Annotated in this window: 11 protein-coding genes; 5 read left to right on the forward strand and 6 right to left on the reverse strand. The window is 65.7% G+C overall.

Annotated features, from left to right (window positions below):
• Positions 1 to 62 precede the first annotated feature (62 nt).
• Genes CR103_RS07300 through CR103_RS07315 form a run of 4 tightly spaced genes read left to right on the forward strand, consistent with a single transcriptional unit; the run spans position 63 to position 7,205 of the window.
• Complete coding sequence (locus tag CR103_RS07300) at positions 63 to 863, forward strand: ABC transporter permease (RefSeq protein ID WP_099915334.1); 801 nt, start codon at positions 63 to 65, stop codon at positions 861 to 863.
• Complete coding sequence (locus CR103_RS07305; protein WP_099915335.1) at positions 863 to 2,083, forward strand: ABC transporter ATP-binding protein; 1,221 nt, start codon at positions 863 to 865, stop codon at positions 2,081 to 2,083. Before CR103_RS07300 ends, CR103_RS07305 begins: the two co-directional genes overlap by 1 nt.
• Positions 2,080 to 3,399 (forward strand): class I SAM-dependent methyltransferase, encoded by a 1,320-nt coding sequence (locus CR103_RS07310; protein ID WP_099915336.1) that lies wholly within the window; start codon positions 2,080 to 2,082, stop codon positions 3,397 to 3,399. The genes CR103_RS07305 and CR103_RS07310 overlap by 4 nt, the downstream gene beginning before the upstream one ends.
• Positions 3,399 to 7,205 carry a glycosyltransferase gene (locus CR103_RS07315; protein ID WP_099915337.1) on the forward strand — a complete coding sequence of 1,269 codons (3,807 nt, stop codon included), beginning with the start codon at positions 3,399 to 3,401 and terminating at the stop codon, positions 7,203 to 7,205. The genes CR103_RS07310 and CR103_RS07315 overlap by 1 nt, the downstream gene beginning before the upstream one ends.
• 70 nt (positions 7,206 to 7,275) lie before the next feature.
• Here CR103_RS07315 and CR103_RS07320 read toward each other — a convergent pair whose 3' ends face one another.
• The 6 genes from CR103_RS07320 to CR103_RS22545 form a co-directional block, all read right to left on the reverse strand.
• Entirely contained in the window at positions 7,276 to 8,130 is an 855-nt protein-coding gene (locus CR103_RS07320) for a class I SAM-dependent methyltransferase (protein ID WP_099915338.1), read from the reverse strand.
• A gap of 1 nt (position 8,131) precedes the next feature.
• Positions 8,132 to 10,192 (reverse strand): ArnT family glycosyltransferase, encoded by a 2,061-nt coding sequence (locus CR103_RS07325; protein WP_099915339.1) that lies wholly within the window; start codon positions 10,190 to 10,192, stop codon positions 8,132 to 8,134.
• Between the two features lie 38 nt (positions 10,193 to 10,230).
• Positions 10,231 to 10,611: a GtrA family protein gene (locus tag CR103_RS07330; protein WP_099915340.1), complete on the reverse strand. Its 381-nt coding sequence runs from the start codon at positions 10,609 to 10,611 to the stop codon at positions 10,231 to 10,233.
• A complete protein-coding gene (locus tag CR103_RS07335; RefSeq protein WP_218968452.1) occupies positions 10,604 to 11,584 on the reverse strand; it encodes a glycosyltransferase family 2 protein in 981 nt (326 codons plus the stop codon). Before CR103_RS07335 ends, CR103_RS07330 begins: the two co-directional genes overlap by 8 nt.
• A 183-nt stretch (positions 11,585 to 11,767) precedes the next feature.
• On the reverse strand, positions 11,768 to 13,276 hold the full coding sequence (locus CR103_RS07340; protein ID WP_099915394.1) for a DEAD/DEAH box helicase: 1,509 nt from the start codon (positions 13,274 to 13,276) through the stop codon (positions 11,768 to 11,770).
• Complete coding sequence (locus CR103_RS22545; protein ID WP_180279311.1) at positions 13,276 to 13,632, reverse strand: hypothetical protein; 357 nt, start codon at positions 13,630 to 13,632, stop codon at positions 13,276 to 13,278. The genes CR103_RS07340 and CR103_RS22545 overlap by 1 nt, the downstream gene beginning before the upstream one ends.
• A 77-nt stretch (positions 13,633 to 13,709) precedes the next feature.
• Between CR103_RS22545 and CR103_RS07345 the strand changes: the two genes are divergently transcribed.
• The gene (locus tag CR103_RS07345; protein ID WP_099915342.1) at positions 13,710 to 16,853 is read left to right on the forward strand and encodes a ligand-binding sensor domain-containing diguanylate cyclase; all 3,144 of its coding nucleotides are present in this window, start codon (positions 13,710 to 13,712) and stop codon (positions 16,851 to 16,853) included.
• Positions 16,854 to 16,855: the final 2 nt, after the last annotated feature.

Consider the following 16,855-nt stretch of genomic DNA (forward strand, 5'->3'; position numbering starts at 1 on the left):
CCCATTTGCCGAGCCGCACCCGTATCGACCATGACGAATCCCACCCGCCAGGAAGCCGCAGCATGAGGACGCCCGCCGTGCTGGCCGGTGTCTGGAAGTATCGCGGCTTCATCATGGGCAGCGTGCAGCGCGAATTCCAGTCGAAGTACCGCAATTCGCTGCTCGGCGCCGCCTGGACCATTCTCAACCCGCTGGCCATGATCGTGGTCTACACCGTCATCTTCGCCAACGTGATGGGCAGCCGGATGGCTGGCCACAGCGCCGGCTTCGCCTACAGCATCCACCTGTGCGCGGGCCTGTTGACCTGGGGGCTGTTCGCCGAAATCACCAGCCGCGGCCAGAACGTGTTCCTCGAAAACGCCAACCTGATCAAGAAGCTGAACTTCCCGCGCATTTGCCTGCCGATCATCGTGGTGCTCAACGCGTTGATCAATTTCGGCATCATCTTCGGCCTGTTCATCGCCTTCCTGCTGGTGACGGGCCAGTTCCCCGGCTGGGTCTTCGCCGCCGTCGTGCCGGTGCTGCTGGCGCAGATCGTGTTCGCCATCGGCCTTGGCATGGTGCTGGGCGTGCTCAACGTGTTCTTCCGCGACGTCGGCCAGTTCTTCGGCATCCTGCTGCAGTTCTGGTTCTGGTTCACGCCGATCGTATACGTCACCGACGTGCTGCCACCGGCCATCCGCAATTCTCTGGTGTGGAACCCGATGGCGGCGGTGGTGACGGCCCACCAGGGCATCATCCTCGACGCCCGCGCGCCGCTGTGGAGCAGCCTGGCGCCGGTATGCGTGCTCGGCCTGTTGTTTTGCGTACTCGGCATGCGCCTGTTCCGCAAGCGCTCCGGCGAAATGGTGGATGAACTGTAATGGGAAGCATCGTGATCAAAGGCCTTGGCAAAGCCTACAAACAATACCCTAACCGCTGGTCGCGCCTGGCCGAGTGGATGCTGCCGCTGGGTGGGCCGCGCCACAAGCTCAAGTGGGTCATCAGCGACATCAGCTTTGCTTTGGCGGCGGGCGACGCGGTCGGCATTATCGGCATCAACGGCGCCGGCAAGAGCACCCTGCTCAAACTGATCACCGGCACTACCGCCCCGACCGCCGGCAGCGTGGCCATTTCCGGGCGCGTCTCGGCCCTGCTTGAACTGGGCATGGGCTTCCACCCCGATTTCACCGGTCGCCAGAACGCCTACATGGCCGGCCAGCTGATCGGCCTGGCGGTCGAGGAAATCACGCACCTGATGCCGCAGATCGAAGCGTTCGCCGACATCGGCGACTACATCGACCAGCCGGTGCGGGTCTATTCGTCGGGCATGCAGATGCGCCTGGCGTTCAGCGTGGCGACGGTGCGCCGGCCCGACGTGCTGATCGTCGACGAGGCGCTGTCGGTCGGCGACGCCTTCTTCCAGCACAAGAGTTTCGAGCGCATCCGCGAATTTCGCAAGCTCGGTACCACCTTGCTCATCGTCAGCCACGACCGCGCCGCCATCCAGTCGATCTGCGACCGCGCCATCCTGCTCGACGGCGGCCGCGTGGCGCGCGAAGGCAGCCCGGAACAGGTGATGGATTTCTATAACGCCCTGCTGGGCGAACGCGACAGCGGCAAGGTCGAGCAGGTCGTCACCGACGAGGGACGCGTCGCCACCACGTCAGGCACGGGCGAAGCGAGCGTCACCCGCATCACGCTGGAGAACGCCAAGGGCGAGGCGATCGAAGTGGCCAACGTCGGCGCCTTTGTCACCTTGTGCGTCGAGGTGAAGGTGAACCGGCCGGTGGCGCGCCTGGTGCTCGGCTACATGATCAAGGATCGCCTCGGCCAGCAGATGTACGGCACCAACACCCATCACATGGACAACCCGCTGGTGAACCTGAAGGCCGGCGACGAAGCGCAATTTCGCTTCAGCTTTCCGCTCAACCTGGGCGCCGGCAGCTATTCGGTAACCACCGCGCTCACCAGCAGCGAAACCCACCTGGCCGACAATTACGAGTGGCGCGACCTGGCCTTCCTGTTCATCGTCACGAACATGAACCGCAAACAATTCGTCGGCTGCAGCTGGCTGGAGCCGACCGTAGAGATCATCCGATGAGCGACCTGTTTTACAAGGCATTCGAAGACCGCTACCGCGGTTCGCGCGAGATCATCGCCGGGCGCCTGCGTGCCTACCTGCCGTTCCTCGAACCGCTGGCGGCGCTGTACGCTCCGGCGCGCGCGCTCGACATCGGCTGCGGGCGCGGCGAATGGCTGGAAGTGGCCGGCGCCGCCGGTTTCGAGGCATTCGGGGTCGACATCGACGACGGTATGCTGGCGGCCTGCCGCGAGCGTGGCCTGGCGGTGCGGACCGCCGACGGCCTGCAAACGCTGCGCGCGATGGCCGACGCCAGTTTGGCGATGGTGTCGGCCTTCCACGTCGTCGAGCACATCGCCTTCGACGACGTCCGTGCATTGATTGCCGAGGCACTGCGGGTACTGCAGCCGGGTGGCCTGTTGATCTTGGAGACGCCTAACCCGGAAAACATCGGGGTCGGCGCCAACAGTTTCTACCGCGACCCGTCGCATCTGCGCCCGCTACCGCCGGAATTGCTGTCCTTCGCCGCCGAACATGCCGGCTACGCGCGCCAGCTGGTGGTGCGCCTGCAGGAGCCGCCCGAGTTGCACGGCAACGTGCCGATCGGCGTGCGCCATGTGTTGGAGGGCGTCAGCCCGGACTACGCGGTGGTGGCGCAAAAGGCCGCGCCGCCCGGGCTTATGAAAGGGTTCGACGCCGTCTTCGGCAAGACCTACGGTCTATCGCTCGGCCAGCTGTCGCACCGCTACGACGACCAGGCGGCGCGCCAGCGCGGCGCGCTCGACACCGCCGGCTCGCACGCGCTGCAGGCGCTCGACCAGCTGGCGGCGGTGCGTGTAAGCGTGGTCGGCCTGTCGGTCCACGTGATGCAGAACCACCAGGATATTTCCGACGCTGCGGCCCGGCTCGACGCGCGCATGGCGCGCGCCGACGAGCTCCAGCGCGAGTTCAACGCGGTGTTGGCAAGCCGCTCGTGGCGCATCACCGCGCCGCTGCGCGACGCTTCGCTCAAGGCCCAGCGCCTGCGCGCGGCGCTCCACGAAGCGGTGCGCAGCGGCACTGTCGGCGCATCGCTCAAGGCGCGCGTCAAGAACGCCGCGCGCGCCCTCGGCCGCGCGGTGCTGCGCAATCCCGACGCCAAGCGCGCCGCGCGCGCCGTGTTGTCGCGCATGCCGTCGCTGCGCGCGCGCCTGCGCGAGATGATGGTTCAGGCGCCGGTGGCGCCGGGCGCGCCGCCGCCGGCCAACCAGCAGCTGGCCGACCTGTCGCCGCGCGCGCAGCGGCTGTACGCCGGCTTGAAACAGGCACAACAGACGCTCGAGAAGGAAGCAAACTGATGCGTATCGTGATTGACCTGCAGGGAGCCCAGTCGGCCAGCCGCTTTCGCGGCATCGGCCGCTATTCGCTGGCGCTGGCGCTGGGCGTGGCCCGCAACGCCGACGCCGACACGCATGAAGTCTGGATCGTCCTCAACAACGCCCTGCCGGCGGCGATCGGCGCACTGCGCGCCGCTTTTGCTCCGCTGGTGCCGCAAGAGCGCATCTGCGTGTTCGACATCGCCACCCCGGCCGCCGAAATGGATCCGACCGGTCACTGGCGCACCCGCGCCGACGAAACCATCCGCGAGTACTTCATCGACCAGCTGCAGCCGGACGCGGTGCTGGTCACCAGCCTATTCGAAGGCTTCGTCGACGATGCCGTGTGCTCGGTCGGGCGTTGGCGCGACGGCATTGATACCGCGGTGGTGCTGTACGACCTGATCCCCTTCCTCAATCCGGACGCGTACCTCGGCACCGACACCCAACGCGCGTATTACGACCGCAAGATCGATTCGCTGCGCCAGGCCGGCCTGCTGCTGGCCATTTCCGACTATTCGCGCAAGGAAGCGATCAACGCCCTCGGCCTCGATCCGCAACGCGTGGTGGCCATCTCCACCGCGGTCGATGAGCGCTTCCATCCGGCGGTCCAGCCGCAAGCGGAGCTGGCGGCGCTGCGCGCGCGCTTTGGCATCGTGCGCGATTTCGTGATGTACGCGCCGGGCGGCTTCGACGCGCGCAAGAATATCGACGGCCTGGTGAAAGCGTACAGCATGCTGACGCCGGCACTACGCCAGGCCCATCAGCTGCTCATCGCCAGCAAACTCGACATCGACGAACGCGACCGCCTGCTACACTTGGGAAGCCGCCTCGGGCTGGTCGCGGGCGAATTGCTGCTGACCGATTACGTCGACGACGACACCCTCATCGCGCTGTACCGCGCCTGCGGCCTGTTCGTCTTCCCGTCGAAACATGAAGGCTTCGGCCTGCCGGCGCTGGAGGCAATGGCGTGCGGCGCGCCGGTCATCGGCGGCGACAACACCAGCCTGCCGGAAGTGATCGGCCACCCCGAGGCGATGTTTGACGCGGCCGACCCGGCGGCGATCTGCGCGCGCATCGCGCAGGTGCTGGGCGATGCGGCGCTGCGGCAGCGCCTGCGCGAACACGGCCGCACCCAGGCCGCCAAATTCTCATGGGACGTGACGGCGACACGGGCGCTGCGGGCGCTCGAGGCCCACCACGCGCGCCAGGTCCTTGCGCCGGCGCCGGTACCGGTGCGCCGCAAGCGCCGCCTGGCCTTCATTTCGCCGCTGCCGCCGGAACGCACCGGCATCGCCGATTACACCAATCAGTGCCTGCCGACGCTGTCCGAGCTTTTCGACATCGAGCTGGTGACCGACCAGCCGAAAGTGATTCTGCCGCCTGAACTGGACGCCCTGCCGCGCCGCGACCTGGCCTGGTTCAGCGCCAACGTCGGGCGCTACGACCAGTTGATCTACCAGTTCGGCAACAGCCCCTTCCACAGCCACATGCTGGCCCTGCTCGAGCAGCATCCCGGCGTGGTGGTGATGCACGATTTCTACCTGAGCAGCTTGCTGTCCTACGAGCAGATGACCGGCGCCATGCCGCGCGTCTGGACCGATGCGCTGTTCCACTCGCACGGCTACGCTGCGGTGCAGGCGGCGCAGCGGCCCGCAAACGCCGAGCAGGCCAAGATCGCTTTCCCATGCAATCTCGCGGTGTTGCAGGGCGCCAGCGCGGTGATCGTCCATTCGGCCCATGCGCGGACATTGGCGCACCAGTGGTACGGCCCTGGCGCCGACCGCAACTGGCACGTGGTGCCGCTGCCGCGCATTGCGCCGGTGCTGCCGGCCAGGGCCCGCGAGCAGGCGCGCCAGGCCCTCGGCATTGCCGCCGATGCGTATGTGGTGTGCAGCTTCGGCTTCGTCGATTCGAGCAAACTGAGCCACCGCCTGCTGGAGGCCTGGATCGCGTCGAAGCTGGCGCTTGACCCGCAGTGCGAGCTGGTATTTGTCGGCGCCAACCACGGCGGCGCCTATGGCCAGCAGATGCTCGACGCTATCGCCGCGGCCGGCGCCGGCAAGCGCATCCGCATCGCCGGCTGGACCAATGACACGGTCTACCAGCAGTACCTGCAGGCAGCGGACGGCGGCGTGCAGCTGCGCAGCGTGACGCGCGGCGAAACCTCGGGCGCGGTGCTCGACTGCATGAACTACGGCCTGGCCACCATCGTCAACGCCAACGGCTCGATGGCGGCGCTGGCGGACGAGGGGGTGTGGAAGCTGCGCGACGAGTTCGCCCTGCCGGAACTGGTCGAAGCGCTGGTGACGCTGCGGCGCGATGTGGCCCTGCGCGAAGCGCTCGGCAAGCGCGCGGCGCAGGCAATCGAACGTACCAACCGCCCCGAACACAGTGCCGAACTCTATCGCGCAGTGCTCGACCAGGTGTGGAACGATGCGCCGCGCGCGATGCCGGCGCTGGTGCGCTCGGTGGCCGAGCGCCTGCCGGGCGACGAACAGTCGCTGCAGCAGATGGCGCACTGCCTGTCGTTTGCGCCGCAGCGTTATCCGCAGCCGCGCCAGCTGCTGGTGGACGTCACCAACATCGTGCGCAACGACCTGCGCACCGGCATCGAGCGGGTGGTGCGCATGCAGCTGCTCGAACTGCTGCGTCATCCGGCCAGCGGCTACCGGGTCGAACCGGTCTACCTGTCGAACGAGGGCGGGCGCAGCCACTACCGCTACGCCCAGCAGTACGCCTGCGAGCTGCTCGGCATCGATCCGGTCTCGCACAGCGATTGTGCGCTCGACATCAACCAGGGCGACGTCTATTACGCTCCCGATTTCGCCCCGGCCGCCACCATCGAAGCGGCGCACGCCGGCATCTATGAACAGTGGCGTGCGCGTGGGGTGACGCTCAACTTCCTGATCCACGATTTGTTGCCGGTGCTGCAGCCGCAGTTCTTCCCGCCTGGCGCCGAACGCGGGCATGCCGAGTGGCTGGCCTGCATCGCCCAGCACGCCGACCGGCTGGTCTGCATTTCGGCGGCGGTGGCGCAGGAAACGCGGACATGGCTGGCGGCGCGCGGCGCGAAGTTGCCGGCAATTGCGGTAGTGCACCATGGCGCCGATATCGTCACCACGGCCGCGGTGTCCGCGATGGCGGACATTCCAGCGGCATCGCAGGATGCCCGGCTGTTGGCCAGGCTGAAGGCGGAGCCGAGCTTCCTGATGGTGGGCACGATCGAGCCGCGCAAGGGCCACCTGCAAACCATCGACGCGTTCGACATCCTGTGGGGCGAAGGCGCCAAGGCGAACCTGGTCATCGTCGGCAACGAGGGCTGGAAGCCACTGCCGGCGGGCGAGCGCCGCACCATCCCGCAGACGGTCGAGCGCATCGCCCGCCATCCTGAACTTGGCAAGCGCCTGTTCTGGCTGAAAGGCATCGACGACGCGCAGCTGGAGCAGGTCTACCAGGCCAGCGCCTGCCTGCTGGCGAGCAGCGAAGGCGAAGGCTTCGGCCTGCCGCTGATCGAAGCGGCGCACTACGGCCTGCCGATCATCGCGCGCGACATCCCGGTGTTTCGCGAAGTCGCGGGCGAGGCCGCCTTCTACTTCCGCGCCGACGAGGCGGGCGCGCTGGCGCGCGCGGTCAGGGATTGGCTGGCCTTGCAGGGCGCCCACCCCCAATCGACCGGCATGGGCCGCATGACGTGGGCGCAGAACGCCGGCGTGCTGCTGGCGGTGCTGGGCCAGGGGCTTGGCCACCCCGGTGCGACGCTCCACGCGGCTGGTTGTCCGGCCTGAGCAGGACAGGGACAGGCGGCTTCATGGAATTTCATGATGCGGCCGTCAGAATTGCCGCTTGAGCCGTCAGCTACGGTTGCTTGCGGAATACGCAAACGACTATATCGCTTGGAAACAGCTTCACCAACGGAATGGCACATATCACTGCCGCATACTGCACATACAGCGCGACCGGATTAACTTTGCCAACCAGGCGCAGGCGCTCGAGCAAGCCATTCGTGCTCAAGGCCGCCAGTGAAAAGGAACGCGCTATGCTGAAACCATGACTGGTGACCAGGGTTGTCAGGTTGCTGTCGTTAAAGTAATGCACATGCGGTGAGGGCAAGCCTTTTTGCCACATGCGCTCGAATGGGCCGTTCCAGTGAATGCGTGCGAACAGCTTTGACAGGCTATAAAAAAATCCGCGGCTGCTGGGCAGGTTCAGAACCAGCAAACCGTCCGCATTGAGGTGCGCGTTGCACGCGCCAAGCGCACTGCCGATGTCGGGAATATGCTCAATGACATCGTTAAAAACGATCACATCGAAGGTTTCGCCAGGCGCGAGAGCATCGGGAAAGTAGCCGCTTCGCACCGGCAAGCCGCGCGCCGCCGCCTTGCCGCCGACCGCCACGTCGGGCTCGACACCTGTGACCTGAAACCGTGTGGCCGCCTGCTCCAGAAACCAGCCGTGGGCACTGCCGACGTCCAGTAGCGATTTCGCGCATGGTGAGGCAAGCTCGCTGATGTGTTCGACGATCGCCTTAAAATTTTCCGCCCGCAAATGCTTGAGAGCGATTTCGCGGTCGTGTTCATTCAATTGCTCGTGGGCCTGCTGCTGGTTGACCATCGGCTTGAGGTCGGCCGACTCGTAATGGCACGAGGGACAAATCATGTGCCATGGCGACAGGCCGGCACTGGTGGCACAGTTACAGACGATGCATTTCATCTCACTTCCTTACCGGGGCGCGGTCGGTCTCGATCGCGGCGGCGCCGTCCTCGACCGCGATCGAATACAAGGCGATGCCGAGTGTGCGCTTGTCCGGCCCCTGGCCGAGCTGGCTGGGCGAGACCGGATGGGGAACGTCGATCGTGATCTGCCTGGCGGCGCCGTCGCTATGAAAGCTGAGGCGGACTGTGCGATGTTCCGACGGCAGCCTGACGCGCTGTTCGTCCGGCCCGATGCGCACCACAAAGTCTTGCTGCACATTGGGGCCGTAGGCGGCGGCGTTGAGCAGCAAGGTCATGTCGCGCGGCAGTGGCTTGGCAAATTCGATCTGCACGGTTTTCCCGTCCGACCAGCGCCCCCATTGCTCGAAGCCGGACAACCCGGTCAGCTTCACGCGGTCCGGATCGGCCTCGGGGACAGCGAAATTGATGGAGTGCGCGGCGCGCGGATCCGGAGGACTTTGCAGCAGGGAAAAGTTGCGCCGCTTGACATGGCTGACCATGTTCGGCGGCACCGGGTAGTCGCCCATCAACAGCAGCCAGTGCGGGCCGGCCGGCAGGGCCTGGCTGGCGATCGGCTGGCCGTGCGGCACGATCAGCAAGCGCACGCTGGTGTCGTCGATGAAGAACCGGGTCTTGAACAGCATTCCCGCGCTATTGCCAACCAGGACCAGCCGCTTGATTTCATCCGGCCTCAGGTAGTGGCGCACGAAGATCCCGGCCTTGACGTAGGGGTCGGGCGTCTTGAAGCCGTCCAGCACCAGATTTACCTGGTAAGCGCCCACCACGGCCAGCAAAGGCGTGAATACAAATACGAACAGCTGGGCGCCGCGCCGTGCCTCGAACACCCATGCTGCCAGCGCCAGCAGCGCGATGACGGTGAGCAGGTTGAACAGGATACTGTCGGCGCTCAGGCCGTACAGCTCGGGACTGTCGATATAGTTCGGCTGGAACGCAGGCAGCAGCACCAGGTTGGCGTAGACGATCAGCGCGGCCACCGGCACCGACACCAGCAGCTTGCCGGTGCGCGAGGATGCTGGCGGCGTGCGCGTGATTTGCGCGCCGGCGAACATCAGCAACAGCGGCAGGACAAAATTGTAATAGCGCATGTGCAGGCGTGTATTGCTCTCGTCGCCGGCGCCGGCCACCGAGGCCGTGAACATCACTGTCACGGCCACCAGCGCGCCGAGCATCAGCACGGTATAGGCCGCCAACGCGGCGACGGTCTTGTCGGGCTGGCCGCGCACCGGGGCGTTGACCCCAACCAGGGCTAATGCCGCCAGCGGCATCCCTGCCAGCAGCGCCAGCGCCATCACATGGCCGCGCAGGTTGTCCAGCGCCAGCGGGATACGCGCGCCGAGGGTAGCATTGGCGCCGGCCTGGGAGCTGTACATCTTGCCCAACAGGTCGAGGCCGTGGCCGCCGGCGAACAGGTAGCCGCCGGCCATGCGCGCGACCAGCGCCAGCGCCAGCGCCAGGGCGATCCAACCGAGGCCACGCAGGAACCAGCGCGCCGCGCCAGGCTGGGAGCGTTTGGACCAGGCTGCATATAACAAGAAGCAGCAAAAGCCGGGCGCCAGGAATAGCGCATGGACCTTGATCATGGCCATCAGGCCGAGCAGGACCGCACTGGCGGCCAGCCAGCGCCGCGACGCATTCTCCAGAAAGGCGAATACCGCGGCTGAAAATATCCAGAAGGCGAGGAAGTACATCGCCTCCGGCATGAAATAGGCCGTGTAGCTGTTCGCCGGGCCGGCGATCGACAGCAGTGCGACTGCCGCGGCGACATTGCGCGTCGTGACCCGGCGCGCGATCGTGTAGATGAACGGGGCGGCGCCGACAAACAACATCGCATTGACGATGCGCGCGCAGTTGAGGAAGCTGTCGCCGCACTGGCTGGTGAGGCCATACAGGCTGAAATACAGGTAGTTCGGGATCAGGGTGTCCTTGTACGCCACCAGCCTGGAAAAGCTGCTGTAGGTCCACTCGTCGCCGAAAATGGTCGGATACAGCCCCATGTCGCGTTGCACCATGTACAGCAGCGCCAGCAATAAACCGACCATGCAGGTGATTACGAAACGGTGATTGCTTGAAGTAGGTGTCACTTGAAGACCCAATGCTTTCCCAGCAGGTAGCCGTTGATGGCGATCAGCGGCAGGGACAGCAGTTTACCCGGCAGCGCCTGATGGAACAAGGCGACCGAGGCAGCCACCAAGCCGAGCGTAATCAGATAATTGAGCGCCACCACGGACAGGTAGCGCAGAAAACTGCCGTTGCTGCGCGCGGCGGTCCGGAACGTCAGCCTGGAATGGAACAGGTAGTTCACGCACAGGCCCACCAGGAAGCCGACGCTGGTGGCGAGCAACGGCGCCACGCTGACGCCGATCAGCCACTGCATGATGCCGATATCAACCAGCGCCGACACGACACCGCCGCCGAGATACACCAAAAGCCTGGCGTCCCACACGAAAAACCTAGACATTGCGGGAAGCGTACCACGTCTTCTTGTGGATCGGCCGGCGCGGCAATGACGCGATGTCATAGGCCAGGAACGCCAGAATCAGCTGTGTTCCCATCAGGATCGGCAGCGCCGCCAGCATCACGGTGCCGGCCGGGGTTGCCAACCCGATGCGCGCCGACATGACCCAGTGCATGATCCCATATCCGCCGCCGATCAACACCAGCGCCATGCCCAGCGGTAGTTCCAGCGAGGCGAGCGACATATCGCGCAAGTAGTAGTTATAAAACACGCGCTTGCAGAAATTGACCGCGTGCTTGACGATAAATTCGGTAACGATCTTCGAGATTTTCAGGTTGCTCACTTCCTCGCCGTACACGGCATCCATCGGCACGTCGACTACCACCGCATGCATCGTATTGAGGCGGAACAGCATGTCGGTCTCGAAGAAATAGCGCTGGCTGATTTTGTGGAACGGCAAATGGCGCGCAACGTCGCGGTGAATCGCGGTGTAGCCGTTGGTGGGGTCGAACACGTTCCAATAGCCGGACGACAGCTTGGTCAGCAGCGACAACACGGCGTTGCCGAACAGGCGCAACGACGGCATGTTGCGCACGGCTTCGAGGTCGAAGAAACGGTTGCCCTTGGTGTAGTCGGCTTCGCCGGCCAAAATCGGGCCGACGAAATTCGGGATCAAGGCCGGATTCATCTGGCCATCGCCGTCGACCTTGACGATCACAACGGCGCCATCGGCCAGCGCGGCCCGATAGCCGCTCATGACGGCGCCGCCGACGCCCTGGTTTTCAGGGTGTTCCACTACCACCACGCGCGGATCGCGGCAGCGCTCGCGGACAAACTGGCCGGAGCCGTCCGGGCATTTATCGTCGACAACATAAATACGCGCCACTTCAGGCCCGATGGCCGCCAGCACCTCGAGGATGTGCCGTGTAACCCGGTAACTGGGGATAACGACGGCAATGGCAGGGTTTTCAGTCATGGCGGATCGACCAGTTAACAAGGGAAATTCGCTCAGCCGGCGCTGGACTGCCATGATTATACATGGCGAGACGACAACGCCCCTGCGTCTGGCCAAGCACTGACAGCCTGCGGCCGGCGCGTTGGGCCGGCTTAGTACTTCGGCTTAGTACTTCGGCTTAGTGGTTCGGCTTAGTGGTTCGGCTTAGTGCTTCGGCCCGCCGCCGAGCAATGCGGCGATCTTGTGCCTGGCCGGTTTGATCGACGAAGACGGTGCGGCAGCGACAGTGGTGGCCGCAGCACCCGGATTGGCCGGCTCGTACGGCTTGAGGAACCACGGATCGACCTTGTCGCGGCGCGGCGGCGGCGCCGAGCTGCTGCGCGGGGCGCGTTCAGGCAGGCGCGGCGTGCTCGCCGACTCGCCTTCCGGGCGGCGGGTGCGGCGCTCGGAAGGCGCCGCGGCACTGTCGCGCGGTGGGCGCGGCGAGCCGTAGGAAGATGAAGACGAGGACGAGGACGGCGTGAAGCCAACCAGTTCGCCACGCGCGATGGTCTGCTTGATCAGCTTTTCGATGTCGACCAGCAATCGTTCATCCTTGTCGGAGTACACCGAGACGGCGTCGCCGGAGGCGCCGGCGCGGCCGGTGCGGCCGATCCGGTGCACGTAGTCTTCGGCGTTGTACGGCAAGTCGTAGTTGATCACGCACGGCAGGTCGGAAATATCGAGGCCACGCGCGGCGACATCGGTGGCCACCAGCACGTCGATCTCGCCCTTTTTGAAAGCGTCGAGCGCGGCCATGCGCTCCTGCTGGGTCTTGTCGCCGTGGATGGCGGTGGCCTTGATGCCGCTCTGCTCCAGGTGGCGCGACAGGCGCGAAGCGCCGATCTTGGTGTTCGAAAAAACCAGCACCTGCTTGAGCTGGCGCCCGCGGATGAGAAATTCGACCACTTCGACCTTGTTCGACTCGGCCACCTTGTAGACCACCTGGCTGACCTTGTCGGCGGTCTGGTTGCTGCGCGCGACCTCGATCACCACCGGGTCGTTCAAAAAGCTGCTGGCGAGGCGCTTGATCTCGGGCGAGAAGGTGGCCGAGAACATCAGGTTCTGGCGCTGCTTGGGCAGCATGTTGATGATGCGCTGCAGGTCCGGCAAAAAGCCCATGTCGAGCATGCGGTCGGCTTCGTCCATCACCAGCATCTGCACCTGGCCCAGGCTGACGTTCTTTTGCTCGACGTGATCGAGCAGGCGGCCAGGGGTGGCGATGACGATCTCGACGCCGCCGCGCAGGATCACCGTCTGCGGCTTCATGTCCATGCCGCCGAAGACGACGGTCGAACGCAGCGGCGTGTGCTGGGCGTAGGCCCTGACGTTTTCGGCCACCTGCACCGCCAGTTCGCGGGTCGGCGTCAGGATCAGCGCGCGCACCGGGTGGCGCGCCGGCGACATGCTCGGGCTGGCGTGCTCGAGCAGCAGCTGGATGATCGGCAGCGAGAAGCCGGCGGTTTTGCCGGTGCCGGTCTGCGCCGCGCCCATCACGTCGCGCCCTTGCAGCACGATCGGGATCGCCTGCGCCTGGATCGGCGTCGGGTGGATGTAGCCCTGGTCGGTCAACGCGCGCAGGATCGCCGGCGACAGGCCGAACTGGTCAAAGCGCGCCACGACCTGGTCGGCCTCGGGCGAGGGAATTACGTTGCTTACGTCGATTTCGGGCATCAGGTTTGGTTGGCGCACCGGGCGCCTGCTTTCTTCAATAAATTCGTGACATCGGCCAGGCGCACGCTTGGCCATCGTGCGCATCGCCGGCAGCGGCGCGCTGCGGGCGGCTCGAAGATGGAATGGGGAGCGCCGCGTTGGCGGGCGGCACCGGAAGCGGCGGGCGTGCGGCTGGCGTCGATACTTTTACAGAACGCTACACGATACCCTAATTCGCCGTCCCTGTATATAACGCCATTCTCGCGGGCCTGTTCAATATTGCCATATTCCGATTCTTGCAGCGGCGCGCAACAGCGGTAAAAACGTGCTTTATATGCAACAATTGTGGCGCGGTAAATTCTGGAAATTGTTGACAAGAAACACCATAAGCTGCAGAGTTCGTCTTGATATTATTGTAACTTCGCTGCGCGCCCGCTTTTCCCATGGAACCCCGATGCTCCCCCTGATTTCGTTTCGACTGCTGCGCCTGCTCGCCATCGGCTGCCTGCTCGCCCTTGCCGGCGCCGCCTCGTCCAGCCCGACCTCAGACTTGCGATTCAAGAGGCTCGACTCGCTCGACGCCGACGACCTGTCGATCCTGTCGATGCTGCAGGACCGCCAGGGTTTCATCTGGATCGGCACCCACAGCGGCGGCTTGTACCGCTACAACGGTTACCAGGCCGTCAAGTACAGCCACGATCCGCGTAACCCGCGCAGCCTGCCGAACGACCGCGTCAGCGCGCTGTTCGAGGACAAACAGGGCCGTATCTGGGCCGGCACCCAGAACGGCGCGGCGCGCTTCAATCCCGAGACCGGCGACTTCAGCGCGCTGGCGCTGCCGGACGGGCCGTCCAGCCAGCGCATCGTCAAGGCGATCATTGGCGACGGCGGCGCCGGCATGTGGGTGGCCACCTGGGGCGGGCTGCAGCATGTCGACAGCACAACTGGCGCCGTCACCCGCCATGTACACGACAACAACGACCCGGACAGCCTCGCCAGCAATGACCTGAACGCGCTGGCGCTGGCGCCGGACGGCGGGCTGTGGGTCAGCACCTGGCCGGGTGGACTCGACTACCTGGCGCCCGGCGCCAAGCGCTTTGTGCACCTGCGGGTAGACCGGCCCGACGCCGCCAACGAGAAGCTCAACATTGTGCGTTCGCTGTATTTCGGCGCCGACCGCCGGCTGTGGATCGGCACCGAAACCGGCGTTGTCACATGGGACACGTCAACACCATGGGCCGAGCGCAAGCGCATCGCCTCGCCGCCGGTACGGGTCAATGCGCTGTACGGCGACAGCCACGGCGCGGTATGGGCCGGCACCCTCGCCGCCGGCTTGCTGCGCTGGGACAAAGGCAAGGGCAAGGGCAGCGACCGTGCGGTGCGTTACGTGCACCGCGCCAACGATCCGCACAGCCTGCAGTCCGACCACATCCGCGCCGTCATGCAAGACCGCGGCGGCATGCTGTGGGTCGCCTCGTTCACCAACGGCATCAGCCTGGTCAACCTGAACAGCCAGGGGTTCGAGCGTTTTATCCCGTTCGACGCCGCCACCGACAACACATTACCCAACAATTCGGTGCAAAACATCGACGGCGCTCCGGGCGGACGGCTGTGGCTGGGCAGCAATACCGGCTTTTCGCTGTTCGACCCGGCCAATGGCGCCGTCATCCAGTCCTGGCACGCCGAGCCCAAGCGCGCCGGCGGCCTGTCCAACGATACCGTCTACAGCCTGTACCAGCAGCCCGACGGGCCGTTGTGGGTCGGCACCTCGGCCGGGCTGAACCGGCTCGACCGCCAGGACGGTCCGTTCCGCAGTGTCCAGTTCGGCGGCGTTGCCAGCAATTTCATCAACACCATCGCGCCCGGCGCCGGCGGCAAGCTGTGGCTCGGCACCGGGCTGCAAGTGATCCGCTACGACATCGCCAGCGGCAAATGGACCGGGTACCCGGCCAACCCGGCCAACCCGCTCGACCCGGCCAGCCGCAGCGTCAACGGCACCACCTGTATCGTCGAGGACAAGCTGGGACGGGTGTGGATGGGATCGGACTGGAGCGGCGGCGGACTCGACCTGCTCGATCCGGCCACCGGCAAATTCCGCCATTTCCGCCACGACCCGGCCAACCCCGCGTCGCTGGCGGACGACAACGTCTCGAGCCTGTTCCAGGATCCCCAGGGACGCATCTGGGCCGGCACCGCCAAGGGCGTCAACCAGGTGATGACGGGCGCCGACGGCGCCATCAGCTTTCGCGCTTACACCGGCCGTGGCAGCGTCGGCGCCGTCAAGATCCTGGCAATGCGCAGCGACCGCGCCGGCATGCTGTGGCTGTCCACCGCGGCCGGCCTGCTGCGGCTCGATCCGGCCAGCGGCAAGGCCGGCAGCTACAGCAGCTCCGACGGCCTGACCGAGGGTTTTGCGGTCGGCGCCTCGTACGCGGCGCCCGACGGCGTACTGTATTTTTCCGGCGTCAAGGGCATGACGGGCGTGCATCCGGACAAGGTGCGCTCGATCTCGGTGGCGCCGCACGCCGCCATTACCGACGTCAAAGTGTTCAACCGCTCGCTGTCGGGAGGCGCGCGCCACGCCGGCGTGATGCTGACCGGCACGGTAACCGCGCCGACCGACATTACCCTGTCGGTGCGCGATTCGGTGTTCGCGCTCGAGTTTTCCGCCCTCCACTACACCAACCCGTCGCGCAACACCTACGCCTACCGGCTCAATGGATTCGACCGCGACTGGGTCGCCGCCGATGCCAGCCACCGCACGGCGACTTACACCAACCTCGATCCCGGCAGCTATACCTTCGAAGTCAAGGCTGCCAACGAGCAGGGCGTGTGGAGCAAGCAGCCGGCGAAGGTATCGATCCGCATCCTGCCGCCGTTCTGGCAGACCTGGTGGTTCCGCCTGCTGGCGGCGCTGCTGGCGATCGGCCTGCCGGCAATGGTTTATCGTGCCCGCGTGCGCAGCCTGACGCGGCGCCAGCTGCAGTTGCAGACGCTGGTGGCGGCGCGCACCGGCGAGCTTGAAGAGAGTAATGCCAAGCTGGCGACCTTGTCCTCTACCGACGCGCTGACCGGCATCACCAACCGGCGCGGGCTGGACGAGGCGCTGGCGGCGGAATGGCGGCGCGCCAAGCGCGGCAATCACGCGCTGGCGCTGGCGATGCTCGACGTCGACCATTTCAAGAGCTACAACGATTTCTACGGCCACCAGGCGGGCGACCAGTGCCTGCGCGCGGTGGCGGCACTGATCGAAACGTTTGGCCGGCGCACCGGCGACATGGCGGCGCGTTACGGCGGCGAGGAGTTCGCGCTACTGGCGCCGGCGACCGATTGCGCCGACGCGCTGGCGCTGGCGCAGGCCATCTGCTGCGAGCTCGAACGGCTGGCCCTGCCGCATGCGCAGTCGCCGTACGGGGTCGTCACGATCAGTATCGGCGTGGCGGCAATAGTGCCGGCCGACGACAACGATTCGGGCATGCTGGTGCGCTTGGCGGACAAGGCGCTGTACCGCGCCAAACAGGCCGGGAGCAACCGGGCGATGCTGCCGCTTGTCAGCGTTGAAGCGGCACGCGATGCGGCCGATATCGAGGCGCGCTGACG

The organism is Massilia psychrophila, assembly GCF_002760665.1.
Taxonomy (GTDB): Bacteria; Pseudomonadota; Gammaproteobacteria; order Burkholderiales; family Burkholderiaceae_D; genus JAFCUW01.